At 43.5% G+C, this 15,594-nt stretch carries 15 protein-coding genes; 9 read left to right on the top strand and 6 right to left on the bottom strand.

The window, feature by feature from the left end:
• Positions 1-4: 4 nt before the first annotated feature.
• From LKX84_RS09370 to LKX84_RS09380, 3 genes are all read right to left on the bottom strand, one after another.
• Complete coding sequence (locus LKX84_RS09370) at positions 5-949, bottom strand: hypothetical protein (RefSeq protein ID WP_228236906.1); 945 nt, start codon at positions 947-949, stop codon at positions 5-7.
• A 99-nt stretch (positions 950-1,048) separates the two neighbouring features.
• Positions 1,049-1,741 (bottom strand): hypothetical protein, encoded by a 693-nt coding sequence (locus tag LKX84_RS09375; RefSeq protein ID WP_228236907.1) that lies wholly within the window; start codon positions 1,739-1,741, stop codon positions 1,049-1,051.
• Between the two features lie 44 nt (positions 1,742-1,785).
• Positions 1,786-2,283: a hypothetical protein gene (locus LKX84_RS09380; protein WP_228236908.1), complete on the bottom strand. Its 498-nt coding sequence runs from the start codon at positions 2,281-2,283 to the stop codon at positions 1,786-1,788.
• 568 nt (positions 2,284-2,851) lie between these two features.
• Between LKX84_RS09380 and LKX84_RS09385 the strand changes: the two genes are divergently transcribed.
• Positions 2,852-3,241 (top strand): two-component system response regulator, encoded by a 390-nt coding sequence (locus LKX84_RS09385; protein ID WP_228236909.1) that lies wholly within the window; start codon positions 2,852-2,854, stop codon positions 3,239-3,241.
• 58 nt (positions 3,242-3,299) lie between these two features.
• Positions 3,300-4,751: a sensor histidine kinase gene (locus LKX84_RS09390; protein ID WP_228236910.1), complete on the top strand. Its 1,452-nt coding sequence runs from the start codon at positions 3,300-3,302 to the stop codon at positions 4,749-4,751.
• 14 nt (positions 4,752-4,765) lie between these two features.
• Here the strand turns inward: LKX84_RS09390 and LKX84_RS09395 are convergent, their stop codons facing one another.
• The 3 genes from LKX84_RS09395 to LKX84_RS09405 all read right to left on the bottom strand — a co-directional run bounded on the left by LKX84_RS09395 (position 4,766) and on the right by LKX84_RS09405 (position 7,449).
• Positions 4,766-5,701: a threonine/serine dehydratase gene (locus LKX84_RS09395; RefSeq protein WP_228236911.1), complete on the bottom strand. Its 936-nt coding sequence runs from the start codon at positions 5,699-5,701 to the stop codon at positions 4,766-4,768.
• Between the two features lie 66 nt (positions 5,702-5,767).
• Positions 5,768-6,679, bottom strand: coding sequence for a universal stress protein (locus tag LKX84_RS09400; protein ID WP_228236912.1), 912 nt, complete (start codon positions 6,677-6,679; stop codon positions 5,768-5,770).
• Positions 6,680-6,759: 80 nt separating this feature from the next.
• Entirely contained in the window at positions 6,760-7,449 is a 690-nt protein-coding gene (locus LKX84_RS09405) for a Crp/Fnr family transcriptional regulator (protein ID WP_228236913.1), read from the bottom strand.
• 120 nt (positions 7,450-7,569) lie between these two features.
• On the opposite strand from LKX84_RS09405, the gene LKX84_RS09410 reads away from it, so the two are divergent.
• From LKX84_RS09410 to LKX84_RS09440, 7 genes are all read left to right on the top strand, one after another.
• Entirely contained in the window at positions 7,570-9,954 is a 2,385-nt protein-coding gene (locus tag LKX84_RS09410) for a heavy metal translocating P-type ATPase (protein ID WP_228236914.1), read from the top strand.
• Between the two features lie 59 nt (positions 9,955-10,013).
• The gene (gene ccoS / locus LKX84_RS09415) at positions 10,014-10,220 is read left to right on the top strand and encodes a cbb3-type cytochrome oxidase assembly protein CcoS (RefSeq protein ID WP_228236915.1); all 207 of its coding nucleotides are present in this window, start codon (positions 10,014-10,016) and stop codon (positions 10,218-10,220) included.
• Positions 10,221-10,222: 2 nt separating this feature from the next.
• Positions 10,223-12,421, top strand: a complete 2,199-nt coding sequence (gene ccoN, locus LKX84_RS09420; RefSeq protein ID WP_228236916.1) for a cytochrome-c oxidase, cbb3-type subunit I — start codon at positions 10,223-10,225, stop codon at positions 12,419-12,421.
• A 105-nt stretch (positions 12,422-12,526) separates the two neighbouring features.
• Complete coding sequence (locus tag LKX84_RS09425) at positions 12,527-12,715, top strand: CcoQ/FixQ family Cbb3-type cytochrome c oxidase assembly chaperone (RefSeq protein ID WP_228236917.1); 189 nt, start codon at positions 12,527-12,529, stop codon at positions 12,713-12,715.
• A gap of 4 nt (positions 12,716-12,719) precedes the next feature.
• Positions 12,720-13,679, top strand: a complete 960-nt coding sequence (locus LKX84_RS09430) for a cbb3-type cytochrome c oxidase N-terminal domain-containing protein (RefSeq protein WP_228236918.1) — start codon at positions 12,720-12,722, stop codon at positions 13,677-13,679.
• A 45-nt stretch (positions 13,680-13,724) separates the two neighbouring features.
• Positions 13,725-15,134, top strand: coding sequence for a cytochrome c oxidase accessory protein CcoG (ccoG, locus tag LKX84_RS09435; RefSeq protein ID WP_228236919.1), 1,410 nt, complete (start codon positions 13,725-13,727; stop codon positions 15,132-15,134).
• Positions 15,135-15,145: 11 nt separating this feature from the next.
• A complete protein-coding gene (locus LKX84_RS09440; RefSeq protein ID WP_228236920.1) occupies positions 15,146-15,592 on the top strand; it encodes a FixH family protein in 447 nt (148 codons plus the stop codon).
• The last annotated feature ends 2 nt before the right edge of the window (positions 15,593-15,594 follow it).

Raw genomic sequence — 15,594 nt, forward strand, 5'->3', positions numbered from 1 at the left:
GACATCAGCGTAATTTATTGATCACAAAACTGGAACTCCCACTACCGTTCAACCGGACGGTGCCAATGTTGGCTTCCCGGTAGGCCAAAATGGAAATGACATCACTGGCGCTCAGTTGCAAAATTTCACTTAAATGCACACTGGCTTCCCGTTGTCCATTATTAAAACTGATATGGCCAGATGCCCCATAAGCACTCGCTGGAGTTCCGTTTATGGCAATCCGGACGTATACATTGGTGTCAAATTCGTTGAGATTGAGGGCACTATCATCAATGCCCAAGAGTGCTACGTTCAGTCTGATGTCATATCTGCCTGCCTCTTTCACAACCAGCGTGTTGCCACTAACTTCATACAGATTGGTGCCATCGTCCACATAAGTGTTGGAACCGAAAATGGGCACCACCGTACCATCCACGTTGAGGTTGGTTGTTGTATTGGTGTTGGTCCATCGGCCTCCATAATTTACCTTGGAGGTGTGTAGTATTCCGCCGGAATCTACCTTGACGATTTCATCGGAACTGCTTGCATAATCAAGACTGCCGATTCTTGCATAACCTTCCACATCTAGGGACTGGCTGGGGGTTGAAGTGCCAATGCCCAATCGTTTGTTGCTATTGTCCCAAAAAAGTTGATCATTATCCTGGGTGGGTATGCCATCCGAGCCAGCAAAGAAGACGGAACCGGGAATTCCCGTAAAAGTCAATGCGGCCCAAGCGGAGCCATTCCAAATTTTTACCACTTGTCGGTCCGCATCCGACGTATCAAACCAAATATCGTTCAATACGGGATTTGATGGGGTTGCACTTCCAATATTTGTAGTAGTGTTCCTTACCGTTATTTTGGTTCCCTTATTGTCGATACTCCGGTGTTCCTGACCATGGGCCATCTCGCACAGACCGAGAAGGAATGCGAAGACGATGATTGTTTTTAGGGTAAGGAATACCTTCATAGACAATGGATTATTGGGGTCTGATCCCGTTTTTGCAAGGGGAAATTGCCTGGCATCAAGATTAAGAGCTAGGCTTAAATTTGTTCAGGAAAGCGTATGTTATTTAACGTACTGCACTTCAATAACATCCCCTGCATAAACCGCCCAATCGTTCGGGGCACTTCCGCCAGGAACCAAAGTAACCGTTGAGGATGCGATGGTATAATCCACATTGGCCAATAATTTAGCGCCATTGCGGTACACCCAAACCTGACTGTACGCGGGGAGCGTGGGACTACCTGTTAAGGCATAAGCTGTTTGCCCGGCAGTTGCGGTAAAGCTCTCATGACCACTTTGGATTAGGTTAAGGTCCGCGGCCAAAAGTTTTTTGATGGCCCCAGTGGCCTCATCACGAACCAGAATGGTGTACCCGGTTCCGGTTCCATGGTCGGAACCCGTTGTAGCATCGGTAGAAGCGGTTTCCGAAGAGATCAAATCAATTCCATCCAATCCGAATACGTTTCCGTCCACATCAATGAAGGTATCATCGGTCAAAGTGCCGCCCAATTGCCAAGTAGTCGTGGTAACATTGTTGGTAGTGTTGGAAAGCATTGTAATGCCATTTTGGGTTTGAAGGTACTTGATGGTACCTTTATTGTCTACAACGCGAACCGATCCGCCGGTTGTCGTGGTTCCGGGAACAATGTCAGCATTTTTGGTGACATCCCCTGAGGTCTGTTGGGCTTGTACGGCACCAAAATAGAACAGTGCTGAGCACAGGAAAGTGATTTTAGAAATTGTTGAAGTCTTCATAATGATAGGTGTTTAATTAATTGCTGATTACATGTATTATAAGTTTAGAGGAGTTGAACAATCTTGATTTCGTCGTTATCAAAACAGACTACATTGGGTTCCAATTGGATGATGTTCGTCCCAATGGCAGTGAAATTTATTTTAATGCCATTTCGGTATACATCTATTTTATGGATATCGGTAATAGTCTGTGGTGTTGTAAATTGATTTTGCCCGTTACTGGCTATTACTATGGATTCTGCCCGTTGTACCAAGGTATTGGTTTGTCTACCGTTATCACAAAGGCTTTTCCAGTCCTGCCCATTAAAAACATATATACAATTGGAATCCGTATTGTAGACGAGTGCTCCATGAAGTGGTGTTATGGTATTCATTTGGGCAGTGCTTACCCTGGTCAGGACCAAGGCTCGTTGTGTGCTTTCCAGTTCTAACAGGGATGATGGGTCAATAGCCTGCAGGTTCTCCCCAATTTTAACTTGGGAGAATAGGAACGAAGTGCCGAAAAGCAACAACCACACAATACCAACGGGTCTGATTTTCATAATTCTACAGAATATGTAAGTAAAATATTACTTATTTGAAAGTAGATAAAGGCTTGATGGATAGCATTATTTTGTTGTATAATAGTGAAAAAATGTAGTTAAGCAATTAATAATTAATGTCTTAAATGTTAATATAAGACTTTAAATCATGGTTTTTCTAATGGTGTTGGTTTTCAAAAAATGGATTTTAAGAAAGAGAAGTAAAGCTTGAAACGCATAAATTGTTCTTACAAAACCAATTATTTTAATTCAGATATTCGTAATAAATCGATATAAAAATGAAAAATATTGAATTATGTGTATTATTTTATGAAAAAAAATAAATATCTTTAATCGTTGTGTGCTCCTATATCAGCAATTTTCGGGAAACCACGATAAACTGACGGTTTTTTACTTTCGAGTATCGTTATGAAACCTTGGGGGTAGAAGTAAATAGAGTTTGTTTACCTATTCAATTTTGCAATAAAATATTGAATTTGGAGTTGTACTTTCTGTCAACTATCGTTTTTTTATCGATATTTAGCGCACTCAAACTAAAAACTAACTTAATTTATTTTTGCCAGACACTATGTACAAGGAAATTTATTTGGTAGATGACGAAGATCTAGTAAACACGGTGAATGCAATCCATTTTAGAAGGATGGGGATGGAAGATAGGGTGAAGAGCTTTACCAATCCTGAACTGGCCCTTGACGATCTTCGGTTTAGGGAAAACCCCAATACAAAAACATTGATCCTATTGGACATCAACATGCCGGAAATGAGTGGTTTCGAATTCTTGGAATTCATGATGCTCGAAGATTTCCCCGAATCCAATGAAGTGTTGCTTGTAACCTCTTCGGAATCCGATGCCGACAAGGAAGAGGCGAAGAAATATAAAAAATATGTAAAGGAATTCATTACCAAGCCTTTGCAGATTGCCCACTTGGAGGATTACCTTCAGGGTTCCTACAAATAATAAGTCAAAGATTTGTAAATTTCCATAGTCCAAAAGCTGAAATTCAACATTTTGAACAGTGAAAGAAAAACAGATACTTATTCATAACAAGATAGAAATTGTTGAGGATAGAGGTGACGTTGTGTGGGCAATGGATAACGATTACAAGTTAACCGCTTTCAATACCTCATTCGAACAAAGATTGAGGGATGAGCATTTGGGCGATGCCGCCAAGGGGATGGATCTTCGCACCATTTATGGTAAGGGCGTATTCTTCAGTCCGTGTGAAAAGGGATGCGAAAAGGCCCTGAATAGATATGCCACCTCTTCGGAACATACCTTTTCACAGAACGGTAGTACGGTCATTCATGAGTTCAAATTCCAACCTTTTATGGATAGCACGGGCAACGTGATCGGTTGTTGTATCTGGCAGAAAGATGTGACCCAAGAGGTGAACAACATCCATCAGTTGGAAGATAGCCAACAAAAATATCGAGAAGCTCAAGAAATGACCAATTTGGGCCACTGGCATTGGGATATGGAAAAGGATGAGATTACTTGGTCCGACCAGTTGTACCACATTTTTGGGCAGATACCAGGGCAATTTGAAGCCAATTATGATGCCGTAATGAGTATTGTCCACCCAGAGGACAAACTGGCCTTTAATGAAGACGTGGAGCGCAGCATCAATAAAAATGTGCTTCATGACATTGTGCATCGTATTATAGTGAACAAAGATGAAATACGCTACCTGCATCAAAAAGGAAAGCCTTATTTCAATGAAAACGGTGTGCCTATCCGTATGTCGGGAACTACGCAGGATGTTACCAAAGATGTCTTGACCAATCAACAGGTGGTTCAACAGAACAACGAACTACAAAACTTTGTAAGGATCATATCCCATAATTTAAGGGGTCCCATTTCCAATTTGTTGATGTTGTGTAAGATTTATGACTGGGGAATCCATGACATGAATGACGACATCATGAAAAAAATTGAACATACCACTGAGGCGTTGGATCAGACCATAAAAGACCTGAACCTTTCCTTGTCCTTAAAACGGGTGGACAAGGAACAGTTTAAGGAAGTCAGGTTGAAGGAGGTCATGAAAGATGTGGACGGTCTGTTGTTCGATGAGATTGAAAAGAAAAAGGCTATCATCCAGACCAATTTTTCTCAAGTTGAAGTCATCAAAGGGATAAAAAGTTATTTCAGCAATATTTTTTACAACCTCATTATCAATGCATTGCATTATTCCCAAGAAGATGAACGACCTCTCATAAAACTTTCCACAGAAGATACAGAAACGGAAGTGATCCTAAGGGTTTCCGACAATGGTATCGGAATTGAACTGACCCCGGAAAAGGAACGCAAGATCTTCGACATGTATGGAAGGTTGAGCGGTGCCACCGAAGGTAAGGGATTGGGACTTTATTTGGTGAAGACCCAAGTGGAGGCCATGGATGGTAAAATTGAGGTGAAAAGTAAAAAGGATGTAGGGACCACCTTCATCCTGCATTTCCCAAAATAGAAATCCCCCCTATTTTAAAAAGGCAGTTGGGACAGATCAACATTTCCACCGGAAATGATGATGCCTATATTTTTTCTGGCAAATTTTTCTTTTTGTTGTAATACTGCAGCCAAGGCAACGGCACTGGAAGGTTCACATACAATTTTGAGTCGTTCCCAAATAAGGTGCATGGCGACAATGATCTCCTCTTCCGTTACCCTGATGATTTCATCCACATATTTCAAAATGAGGGGAAAATTACGGTCGCCCAACTGGGTTTTTAAACCATCCGCAATGGTATTGGCCGTTTCATTGGTTTCAATTTGGCCGCTCATTAGCGATCGGTATGCATCGTCACAAGCCAAGGGTTCGCCCCCAATCGTTTTGCAATGCTTCCCAAAATAATGGGCTGCAAGGGCCGTGCCTGCAATCAATCCGCCACCACCAACAGGGGTCACCACATAATCAAGATCAGGTTGGGTCTCCAACAATTCCACACAAGCGGTACCCTGTCCTAAAATAACCTGGTCGTCATTGGATGGGTGTATAAAAGTAGCCCCATATCGGTCTTCAATACTTTTGGATTCGCGTTCCCGTGCTTCCAAAGTAGGCTCACATTCTATCACCATGCCGCCATAACCTCTAACCGCGTCCTTTTTTACTTGTGGAGCGGTATTGGGCATCACAATATAGGCCTTCACTCCCAAGCCTTGTGCCGCCAAGGAAAGAGCCTGGGCAAAATTGCCCGAGGAATGTGTTACCACTCCGTTCTTTTTTTGTTCCGCCGTAAGTTGCATGATGGCGTTGGCTGCCCCACGCATTTTAAAAGCGCCCATCCTTTGGAAGTTTTCACACTTGAAATAGAGTTGCGCGCCTACCATTTCATTGATCAATCGGGAAGTAAGCACAGGGGTAATGTGGATAAAAGGTTTTATCCGTTCGTGGCAGTCGATAAGGTCTTGCTTGGTCATGATAAAAAATTAAGCCCGGATTTGACAATACAAAATCCGGGCTTAAAGATAGGAAGGGACGCTCAATTAATGATGGGATTCCATCTTTTGTTCCTCTTCCTGTTCCTCTTCGATGGAAATGCCTTCCATGCCCAATTCCGGAATCACCAACAAGGGAATCTGCGTATGGAACGCCGTTCTTTTGATGATAGGTTCCCTGGTCATTTTTTCCATATAGCTGTGCTGATAATTCAGCAGGGCCAACAAATGGATGTCCAGCTCTTTGGAGAACATCTCCAAAGTGTGGGAAACGGAGTTAAGTTCGGAAACGGTATGCACATAATGTTCCACATCGCCCAAATACCTTCTCAACATGTTCAGGTTGAACTGTTGCAGTTCAGATAGGGCTTTTATCCCATATTGTACATGGACTATCCGAATGGTGGCTTTGAACATTTTGGCCATTTCCAGTAAAGGAGATAGCTCAGAAGTGGTATAAAACCTATTGAAATCGGTGGCAAAGGCAATCTCCGAAGGGGTTACAAATTCAAAATTATAGGGGATGGCCAAAATGGGGCATTTTTTGGTGCTCTTGATGATACGCACCGTATTGCTTCCCATAAAAACTTCATCCACACCCGAAGCTCCCTTGGTTCCTGTTACCACTAAATGGATGCCCAAGGTCTCCACAATATCTTTTACTTCTTCCATCAACAGATTGAAGGAAGAAATTGTCTCAAACGTATGGTTGGGATTACCATACTTACTTTTTATACGGGCAACGGTTTTCTGTAATCCTCGTTCAGAACTCTCCCTCACCGCATCAACAATACGAACGCCATCCACCATTTTCGCCATAAAACGGCTACTCGGAATCACCGGGGTGTAGGTATTGAGTAGATAAAAAGTACAACGTTTGTTGCGGAACAATTGCATGGCATAGTCGATGGCATTCCATGCGTTTTCCGAAAAATCCGTAGGTATTAAAATCTTTTGCATCTGACTAAGAATATGATGCGATAAAATTAAACCTATGGGGAGGGGGATTCTATGACAATTGTCAGGTTTGGAAACAGGGCTTAAAAACCATCTACCATTTCCATCAATTTGCGCTCATCCTTAATGCCGATTTTTTTACCGGATGTGTGGATAAGCCCTTTCTTTTTGAATTCGGAAATGATACGGATGGCGGATTCGGTCGCGGTACCCACCACATTGGAAATGTCTTCCCTGGAGAGTGTCAAGGCCAAGAAACCTTGCTCATCTTCCCCAAAGTTGTTCTTTAAATAAAGGAAAGCTTCGGCAATACGTTGTTTCACCGTTTTTTGGGAAATGTTCACGATTACGTCATCGGCTTCCTTAAGATCGTGGGCCATATGGCGCAGCACCTCCAAGGTAAAATTGGGGTTTTTCTGAAGGGTATTGGTAATACTTTCCTTTGGAATAAAGCACACCTCCATGTCCTGCACCGCAATGGCGGAAAGGTTGGTGCTCTCTTCGGCAATCACGGAGCGTTGCCCAAGAACCTCACCTTTGGTGGCCAATTTTACAATCTGGTCCTTACCGTTGGCACTTAGTTTGGAAAGCTTGGAAATACCGTTGCGAACGCAATACACACCATTGAGTTTATCGCCTTCCTCAAAAAGGGCCTCCCCTTTTTTAACGGTCTTTGTAACCTTGGAATCAGATACATGCTTTAACTCTTCCTTGCTCATGGCCCGGAGCGAGTTAAATTGTCTAATGATACAATTTTCACATCTGCTTTCCATACTGTTTTAGTTTACCTGATTGAACAAAATTAAGAGAATAGTGACCACAATTTACTGATAAATATCATATTTTTAAGGGGCAGACTATCCCAATTTTGCGTTAGGTAAAGCAAATGTATAATGGCAGACTCAACCTGTTATCACTGTGGGGACGATTGTGGGAACCATGGGGTTCGGTTTGATGATAAAGATTTTTGTTGCAATGGTTGCAAGACCGTTTACGAGATTTTTACATCCAACGGACTGGCCACGTATTATGAAATAGAGGCCAAAGCTGGAACCACCCCTAACGAGATCCGCAAGAAATACGATTTTTTGGACAACCAGGAAATCGTGGAAAAACTGGTGGAATTCAATGAGGAAGGAGTTCAGGTGGTGAGTTTGAGTATTCCCACCATACATTGCAGTTCCTGTATTTGGGTTTTGGAAAACCTAAACCGCCTACATTCGGCCATTACGGTCTCCCAAGTAGATTTTCCCCAAAAAACCATCCGGGTTACCTATAAAACAGACGATTTTTCTTTGAAAGCTTTGGTGCTGCTTTTAGGCAGCATCGGTTATGAACCCTATATCTCGTTGGAGGAATACAACAAAAAGGGTAAAAAAGTGGATCGCTCCCTGATCTACAAATTGGGTGTGGCTGGGTTTGCCTTCGGGAATGTGATGCTGTTTTCCTTCCCTGAATATTTTGAGGTGCAGGAATTTTGGCTGGACCAGTACAAAGTGGTCTTCCGTTGGTTGATGTTCGCCTTTTCCCTGCCAGTGGTATTTTATGCGGGTCAGGATTACTTCATTTCCGCATACAAAGGACTGCGTTCCAAAATGTTGAATATTGATGTGCCCATTGCCTTGGGTATCCTTGCCCTGTTTCTTCGCAGTACCGTTGATATTGTGTTCGATTTGGGCTCCGGTTTTTTTGATAGCTTAACGGGATTGGTGTTTTTTCTGCTGTTGGGCAAATTCTTCCAACAGCGTACCTATGCCTATCTTTCCTTTGAACGCGATTATAAATCCTATTTTCCCATTGCCGTTACCCGATTGAATACATCCGGGGAGGAAGAAAATGTACAGATTTATAATGTTGAAGTAGGTGATCGGATCTTGATCCGTAGTCATGAGATCATTCCCGTGGATGGAATCTTGATCAAGGGCAATGCCGAAATCGATTATAGTTTTGTGACAGGCGAGTCCGAGGCCGTTTTTAGGGAATCGGGAGAAAAATTGTTCGCTGGGGGCAAACAATTGGGAGATGTGCTAGAGGTGGAAGTGCTCAAGACGGTTTCTCAAAGTTACCTGACACAATTGTGGGGCAACTCGGTATTCTCCAAAGATAAGGTGAGCCATTTCCAATCACTTACGGATAGCATAGGAAAACGATTTACCATCGCGGTTTTGTCCATTGCCACCTTGGCCACTGTTTTTTGGATGATCTATTTGCCCAGCATGGCCATGAATGTGTTCACTTCGGTCTTGATCATTGCCTGTCCATGTGCCATAGCCTTGGCGGCGCCATTCACTTTGGGAAATATCCTTCGCATTTTTGGCAAGCACAAATTCTATCTTAAAAATGCCAATGTTATTGAACGATTGGCTAAAATCGATACCGCCATTTTCGATAAAACGGGTACCCTTACCACCAATCAAAAGGAAGCCATTGTGTATGAAGGTATGGCCTTGACAGATGAGGAGACCGCTCTTTTGAAGACTACGTTGCGGGCATCCAACCATCCTTTGAGCCGTTCCTTGTACGATATTTTAAAATCGAATGCCATCATGACCTTGGATGAATTCCAGGAACATACAGGAAAAGGCATTGAAGGCAGGGTTAAGGAGCATTCTATAAAAGTAGGTTCCGCCAGTTATGTGGGCAAAGAAGCTTCGCCATCCATGACCAGTACCGCTGTTTACGTAAGCGCTGATGAGGATGTAAAAGGCCGATTTGTCTTTAAGAATACCTACCGAAAAGGCCTGGGTGAGATTTTTGAAACGCTTTCGACCGAGATGGATTTGGGTGTGCTTTCCGGGGATAATGACGGGGAACGACCCATTCTCGAAAACATCTTACCCAAAAAGACCAAAATGGCATTCAACCAAAAACCAGAAGATAAGTTAGAGTACATCAAGGAACTCCAAAAAAAACATTCGGTTTTAATGGTAGGTGATGGATTGAATGATGCCGGGGCATTGGCCCAAAGTGATGTAGGCATTGCGGTTTCGGAGAACATCAATGTGTTTTCTCCGGCCTGTGATGGAATTTTGGATGCTTCCAAAATAAAGTTGTTGCCCAGGTTCATCAAGTTGTCCAAAGGTGCCGTAAAGATCATTAAAATGAGTTTTTTACTGTCCCTCTGCTATAATGTAGTGGGATTGTACTTTGCCGTAACAGGGCAGTTGCAGCCTGTGATCGCGGCCATATTGATGCCCTTGAGTTCCATCAGTATTGTGGTATTTACCACGGTGGCGACAAATTATTTGGGCAAGGGATTAAAAAATATTGAAATCTGATAAATGTCATTTTTTGAAGTAGGGCATAGCAGTAGTTTTACCATCAAATTAAGGTAGGTATGAGCGTTATTTATGTGTTGTTGGCCATAAGTGTCACAGTGGCCGTGGCTTTTTTTGCGGCCTTCGTACTGTCGGTCAAAAGTGGGCAGTATGATGATACGTACACTCCTTCCGTTCGCATGCTTTTTGAAGACGAGATTGTCAAGGACAAGGACAATTCAAACCTGAATAATCAAAAATCAAACAAGAATAGTACAAACCAATAAATATGGAAATACAACAGTTCCGCTACGATAACAAAATCGTGCAAAAGTTCTTATACGCCACCATTCTCTGGGGCGTAGTGGGTATGTCGGTAGGTCTCTTGTTGGCCTTTATGTTTTTATTCCCTAATGTTACGGATGGAATTCCGTGGTTGAGTTTTGGCCGCTTGCGTCCGTTGCATACCAATGCGGTGATCTTTGCATTTGTGGGTAACGCCATTTTTGCAGGGGTCTATTACTCCCTACAACGGTTGCTAAAGGCCCGTATGTTTAGTGATGTGCTGAGCAACATCAATTTTTGGGGCTGGCAGTTGATCATTGTGGCCGCGGCATTGACTTTGCCCTTGGGTTATACAACTTCCAAGGAATATGCAGAGTTGGAATGGCCCATTGACTTGGCTATCGCCGTAGTCTGGGTGGTATTCGGCTGGAACATGATCGGAACCATCCTGAAGAGGAGACAAAGACACCTTTATGTGGCCATTTGGTTCTATCTGGCAACCTTTGTTACCGTAGCGGTACTCCATATTTTCAACAGCTTGGAGTTACCGGTATCGGCATTGAAAAGTTATTCCGTTTATGCCGGTGTACAAGATGCCTTGGTACAATGGTGGTATGGTCACAACGCGGTGGCGTTCTTTTTGACCACTCCCTTTTTGGGATTGATGTACTATTTTGTGCCCAAAGCGGCCAACAGGCCCATCTATTCCTATAGGTTATCCATAGTCCACTTCTGGTCCTTGATCTTTATCTACATCTGGGCAGGTCCTCACCACTTGTTGTATTCTGCTTTGCCAGATTGGGCACAGAACCTAGGTGTAGTTTTCTCCGTGATGTTGATCGCTCCTTCCTGGGGTGGTATGATCAACGGTCTTTTGACATTGAGAGGGGTTTGGGACAAAGTACGAAGTGATGCAACGCTTAAGTTCATGGTGGTTGCCATTACCGGTTATGGTATGGCCACTTTTGAAGGCCCAATGCTTTCCCTTAAAAACGTGAATGCGATAGCCCACTTCAGTGACTGGATCATTGCCCACGTGCACGTAGGTGCCTTGGCTTGGAACGGTTTTTTGACCTTTGGAATGATATATTGGTTGGTACCTCGTATGTTCAAAACAAACCTCCACTCCAAAGGATTGGCCAACTTCCATTTTTGGATCGGTACCTTGGGTATTATCTTGTATGCCCTACCCATGTATGTGGCAGGGTTTACCCAAGCCTTGATGTGGAAAGATTTCAACCCGGATGGCACCTTGGTTTATGGTAACTTCTTGGAAACCGTATCCCAGATCATCCCTATGTATTGGATGAGGGCCATTGGAGGTAGCCTTTATATTTTGGGAATGTTCGTGTTGTTGTACAACGTGGTGATGACCATTAAAGCCGGATCCAGGGTTGAGGACGAATTGGCAGAAGCTCCAGCTTTGGACAGGGTATCCAAAAGGCGTGTGGCCGGAGAAACCTTCCACAACTGGTTGGAAAGAAAACCGGTTCAGTTGACCATTTTGGCCACTATCGCCATCTTGATCGGAGGTATCGTACAGATTATTCCGACCATCTTGGTGAAATCCAATATTCCGACGATTTCCAGTGTAAAACCTTATACTCCTTTGGAGTTGGAAGGACGTGACCTTTATATCAGAGAAGGTTGTGTGGGATGTCACTCCCAAATGATCAGACCTTTCCGAAGCGAAGTGGAACGTTATGGCGAATATGCCAAAGCAGGGGAGTTTGTTTACGACCACCCATTCTTGTGGGGTAGTAAGCGTACCGGACCCGATTTGCTTAGGGTAGGTGGTAAGTATTCCGATAACTGGCACTTGAACCACATGTACGATCCCCAAAGTACATCTGCAGGTTCCATCATGCCTTCCTATAAATGGTTGGTGACGGACCAACATGATCGCAGTGGTGTTCAGGCCAAAATGGAAACCATGGTAAAATTGGGAGTTCCCTACACAGAGGAAGATATTGCCAACGCATCACAGAGCATGGCGGCCCAAGCAGAGCAAATTGAGCAAAACCTGTACTCCGATCCAGAGTTTGTGAAAACTTATGAAGCGGACAAAAAATATGCCGCGGAGAACGGTCAGGATTTTGTTGAAATGCGCGATCGTGAGATTGTATCCCTCATTGCTTACCTGCAACGATTGGGTACGGACATTAAGATCAAAGGATCGGCAGAACTGTCATCTGAAAAGTAACGAGTTAAAAAAGAATCATGAATCATGAATCAAGAACCAAGACAAAAACAATCAAGGCAGAAAGGTCTTATGTCTTGGTTCTGATATCTAAAATCTAACATAACCATGTTGAAATTCGTAAAGAACCATATGGAAACCATTGACGGAGTAGCCAATTACCCGATGATTTCCCTGCTAATCTTCTTTGTATTTTTTGTCCTGTTGGGATGGTGGGTACTGACCGCCACCAAGGAACACATCAAAGAGATGGGCGAACTGCCTTTGGAAGACAACGATCAACAAAACAAACTATAAAACTATGAGCACAAGAACACCCTGGTGGATACGCGTACCCGTACTATTCTTTTTGATCTTCGGATTGATGGAATACTTTATAGACTCTGGAGATAAACCAGCCATCATCGAATACCCCATTACGCAGTTTTTTATGCTCTTGGTCTTGATGATCTTGATTGCCATTGAGCTGATCTTGAGTTCCATTGAGAACATTATGTTCCAAACGCTTTCTGCAGAAGGCAAGGAAAAATATCTTGCTGCCAAGAACAAGAAATTCGAGTGGAAATGGGCCAAGAATGTCATGTCTAAATTGACCCGAAGCCGTTCCATTGAAAGGGAAGGCGAGATCATTCTCGACCATAACTACGATGGTATCCGCGAGTTGGACAACGTACTCCCTCCGTGGTGGGTGTACCTGTTCTATGGTACCATGATCTTTGCCGTGATCTACTTGGTGCGTTTCCATATTGTGGGCGATTACGACCAAAAATTGGAGTATGAGCAAGAAGTGGCAGCAGCCCAATTGGCCATAGATGAATACAAAAAAACAGCCAAGGATCTTGTGGATGTAAATACCGTGGAATTCCTTTCCGATGCTTCGGATTTGAGTGCTGGTGAGAAAATATTCCAGAGCAATTGTGTGGCTTGTCACATGGCCGATGGTGGCGGTGGTATTGGACCTAACCTGACCGATGAGTATTGGATTTTGGGTGGGGGCATCAAAAATGTTTTCCATACCATTTCCGAAGGAGGTCGTGACGGTAAAGGGATGGTCGCTTGGAAGCAAAGCCTGAAGCCAGCCGAAATAGCCCAGGTGGCCAGTTACGTGTTAACATTGGGAGGAACAACTCCAGCCAATCCAAAAGAAGCACAAGGCGATCTTTGGGTGGATCCCAATGCACCACAGCAGCCAACAGGAACCGAATCTGAAACCGCACCGATGGAGCAGGTAATAGATTCCACAACAGTGGCCATGGACTAGTCCACATAGGACATTGCCATCAATTTTTCACAAAACACACATGCAATGGAAGAAAACTTTAGGGATTCCATAGGCACAATCACAGAAGAAGGTAAAAGGGCATGGATTTTTCCAAAAAAACCCAGTGGACGATTTTATGATTACAGGAAGTACGTAAGCTACTTTTTGCTGATTTTTTTGATCGCCGCACCCTTTGTCAAAATTAAGGGCCATCAGTTTTTGATGTTCAACGTGTTGGAGCGACGCTTCAATATCTTTGGATTTCCTTTTTGGCCGCAGGATTTTCACTTGGTGGTGATCTCCATGATCATTGGGGTCATTTTTATCGCATTGTTCACCGTGGCCTACGGCCGTATTTTTTGTGGATGGATGTGTCCCCAGACCATCTTTTTGGAAATGGTCTTCCGTCGTATCGAATTTTGGATCGATGGCGACCGTGGTGCCCAAATGCGATTGGATAGATCGCCATGGAATGCTGAAAAAATCAGAAAAAGGGTGTTGAAATGGATCGTATTTTTCATCATTTCCTTTTTCATTGCAAACGTGTTTTTAGCGTACTTGATCGGAAGTGATAAGTTGCTCGCATACATTACTGATGGTCCTATGGCCCACCTCAGTACCATGGTGCCCTTGTTGATCTTTACCGGCGTGTTCTATTTCATCTTTGCGTGGTTCAGAGAGCAAGTGTGTATCATTGCCTGTCCCTACGGAAGGTTGCAAGGGGTGCTGCTGGACAACAAATCCATTGTGGTGGCCTATGACCATAAACGCGGTGAAGCGGAAAACGGACGTAAAAAATTCCGAAAAAATGAAGACCGTGAAGCTTTAGGTTTTGGGGATTGTATCGATTGTTTTCAGTGCGTACATGTATGCCCAACGGGTATCGACATTCGTAACGGAACACAATTGGAATGTGTGAACTGTACCGCTTGTATTGATGAGTGCGACCATATCATGGACAGCATCAACAAACCTAGGGGGCTCATCCGTTACGCCAGTGAGGACGAAATCACCAAAAAGGACAAGTTCAAGTTCACGGCCCGTATGAAGGGGTATACCGCTGTTCTTGTAGTATTGACCGGAATCTTGATAGGAATGTTGTTCCTTCGGAATGAGGTAGAGGCCAATGTGTTGCGATTGCCAGGTCAATTGTATGAAAGAAAGGATAACAACATCATCAGCAACGTATACACCTATAAATTGGTGAACAAGACCACAACGGATATTACCGATGTGTCGTTCAAATTGATGTCGCACAACGGTGCCATCATCATGGTGTCACAAGACAAGTTTACCATTCCTGCAGAGCAATTGGCGGAAGGCACCCTGTTCATTGAGATCAATGCGTCGGCCCTCACAGGGGATAAGGATAAATTGAAGATAGGGGTGTACAGTGGTGATAAACTTATAGAAACAACGGTGACCCAGTTTTTGGCACCACGGAGCTACAACTAAATAATAGTGAAATGAAAATAAATTGGGGAACAGGCATTGTGTTGGCATTTATCGGTTTTATCGGTTTCATCCTGTATTTTGTAGTAAGGATGAGTACCGATGACAGGGCCAACCACGATTTGGTTACCGATGAATACTACAAACAGGAACTAACCTATCAAAAGCAGATAGATGACTCGGAATCTGCCACCGAAATGAACGCCAACCTAAAGGTTGAAAAAACGGAAGAAGGTTTGGTGATTTCCTTTCCGGAGCGTTTCGACCCCAAAAAAATAACAGGAACAGTGTCCCTATATAGACCGTCTAACAAGCACTTGGATTCCAACTTTCCTATAAGTTTGTCCAATACACATTTGCTCATACCTGACAATCGCTTGGTAGACGGTCGCTGGGACATTACTGTTCAGTGGCAATACGAAGGTAAGCCCTTTTTGCATAAACAGAAACTTGTCTATTAACC

The sequence above is a fragment of the Allomuricauda sp. M10 genome (assembly GCF_020782875.1).
Lineage (GTDB): Bacteria > Bacteroidota > Bacteroidia > Flavobacteriales > Flavobacteriaceae > Flagellimonas.

Excerpts from the sequence above, each read along its gene's own strand:
- LKX84_RS09370 (WP_228236906.1), bottom strand. The coding sequence starts at position 949 with ATGAAGGTATTCCTTACCCTAAAAACAATCATCGTCTTCGCATTCCTT.
- LKX84_RS09400 (WP_228236912.1), bottom strand. The coding sequence starts at position 6,679 with ATGCAAAAGATTTTAATACCTACGGATTTTTCGGAAAACGCATGGAAT.
- LKX84_RS09440 (WP_228236920.1), top strand. The coding sequence starts at position 15,146 with ATGAAAATAAATTGGGGAACAGGCATTGTGTTGGCATTTATCGGTTTT.
- ccoN (WP_228236916.1), top strand. The coding sequence starts at position 10,223 with ATGGAAATACAACAGTTCCGCTACGATAACAAAATCGTGCAAAAGTTC.
- LKX84_RS09385 (WP_228236909.1), top strand. The coding sequence starts at position 2,852 with ATGTACAAGGAAATTTATTTGGTAGATGACGAAGATCTAGTAAACACG.
- LKX84_RS09380 (WP_228236908.1), bottom strand. The coding sequence starts at position 2,283 with ATGAAAATCAGACCCGTTGGTATTGTGTGGTTGTTGCTTTTCGGCACT.
- ccoS (WP_228236915.1), top strand. The coding sequence starts at position 10,014 with ATGAGCGTTATTTATGTGTTGTTGGCCATAAGTGTCACAGTGGCCGTG.
- LKX84_RS09405 (WP_228236913.1), bottom strand. The coding sequence starts at position 7,449 with ATGGAAAGCAGATGTGAAAATTGTATCATTAGACAATTTAACTCGCTC.
- LKX84_RS09425 (WP_228236917.1), top strand. The coding sequence starts at position 12,527 with ATGTTGAAATTCGTAAAGAACCATATGGAAACCATTGACGGAGTAGCC.
- ccoG (WP_228236919.1), top strand. The coding sequence starts at position 13,725 with ATGGAAGAAAACTTTAGGGATTCCATAGGCACAATCACAGAAGAAGGT.
- LKX84_RS09430 (WP_228236918.1), top strand. The coding sequence starts at position 12,720 with ATGAGCACAAGAACACCCTGGTGGATACGCGTACCCGTACTATTCTTT.
- LKX84_RS09410 (WP_228236914.1), top strand. The coding sequence starts at position 7,570 with ATGGCAGACTCAACCTGTTATCACTGTGGGGACGATTGTGGGAACCAT.
- LKX84_RS09395 (WP_228236911.1), bottom strand. The coding sequence starts at position 5,701 with ATGACCAAGCAAGACCTTATCGACTGCCACGAACGGATAAAACCTTTT.
- LKX84_RS09375 (WP_228236907.1), bottom strand. The coding sequence starts at position 1,741 with ATGAAGACTTCAACAATTTCTAAAATCACTTTCCTGTGCTCAGCACTG.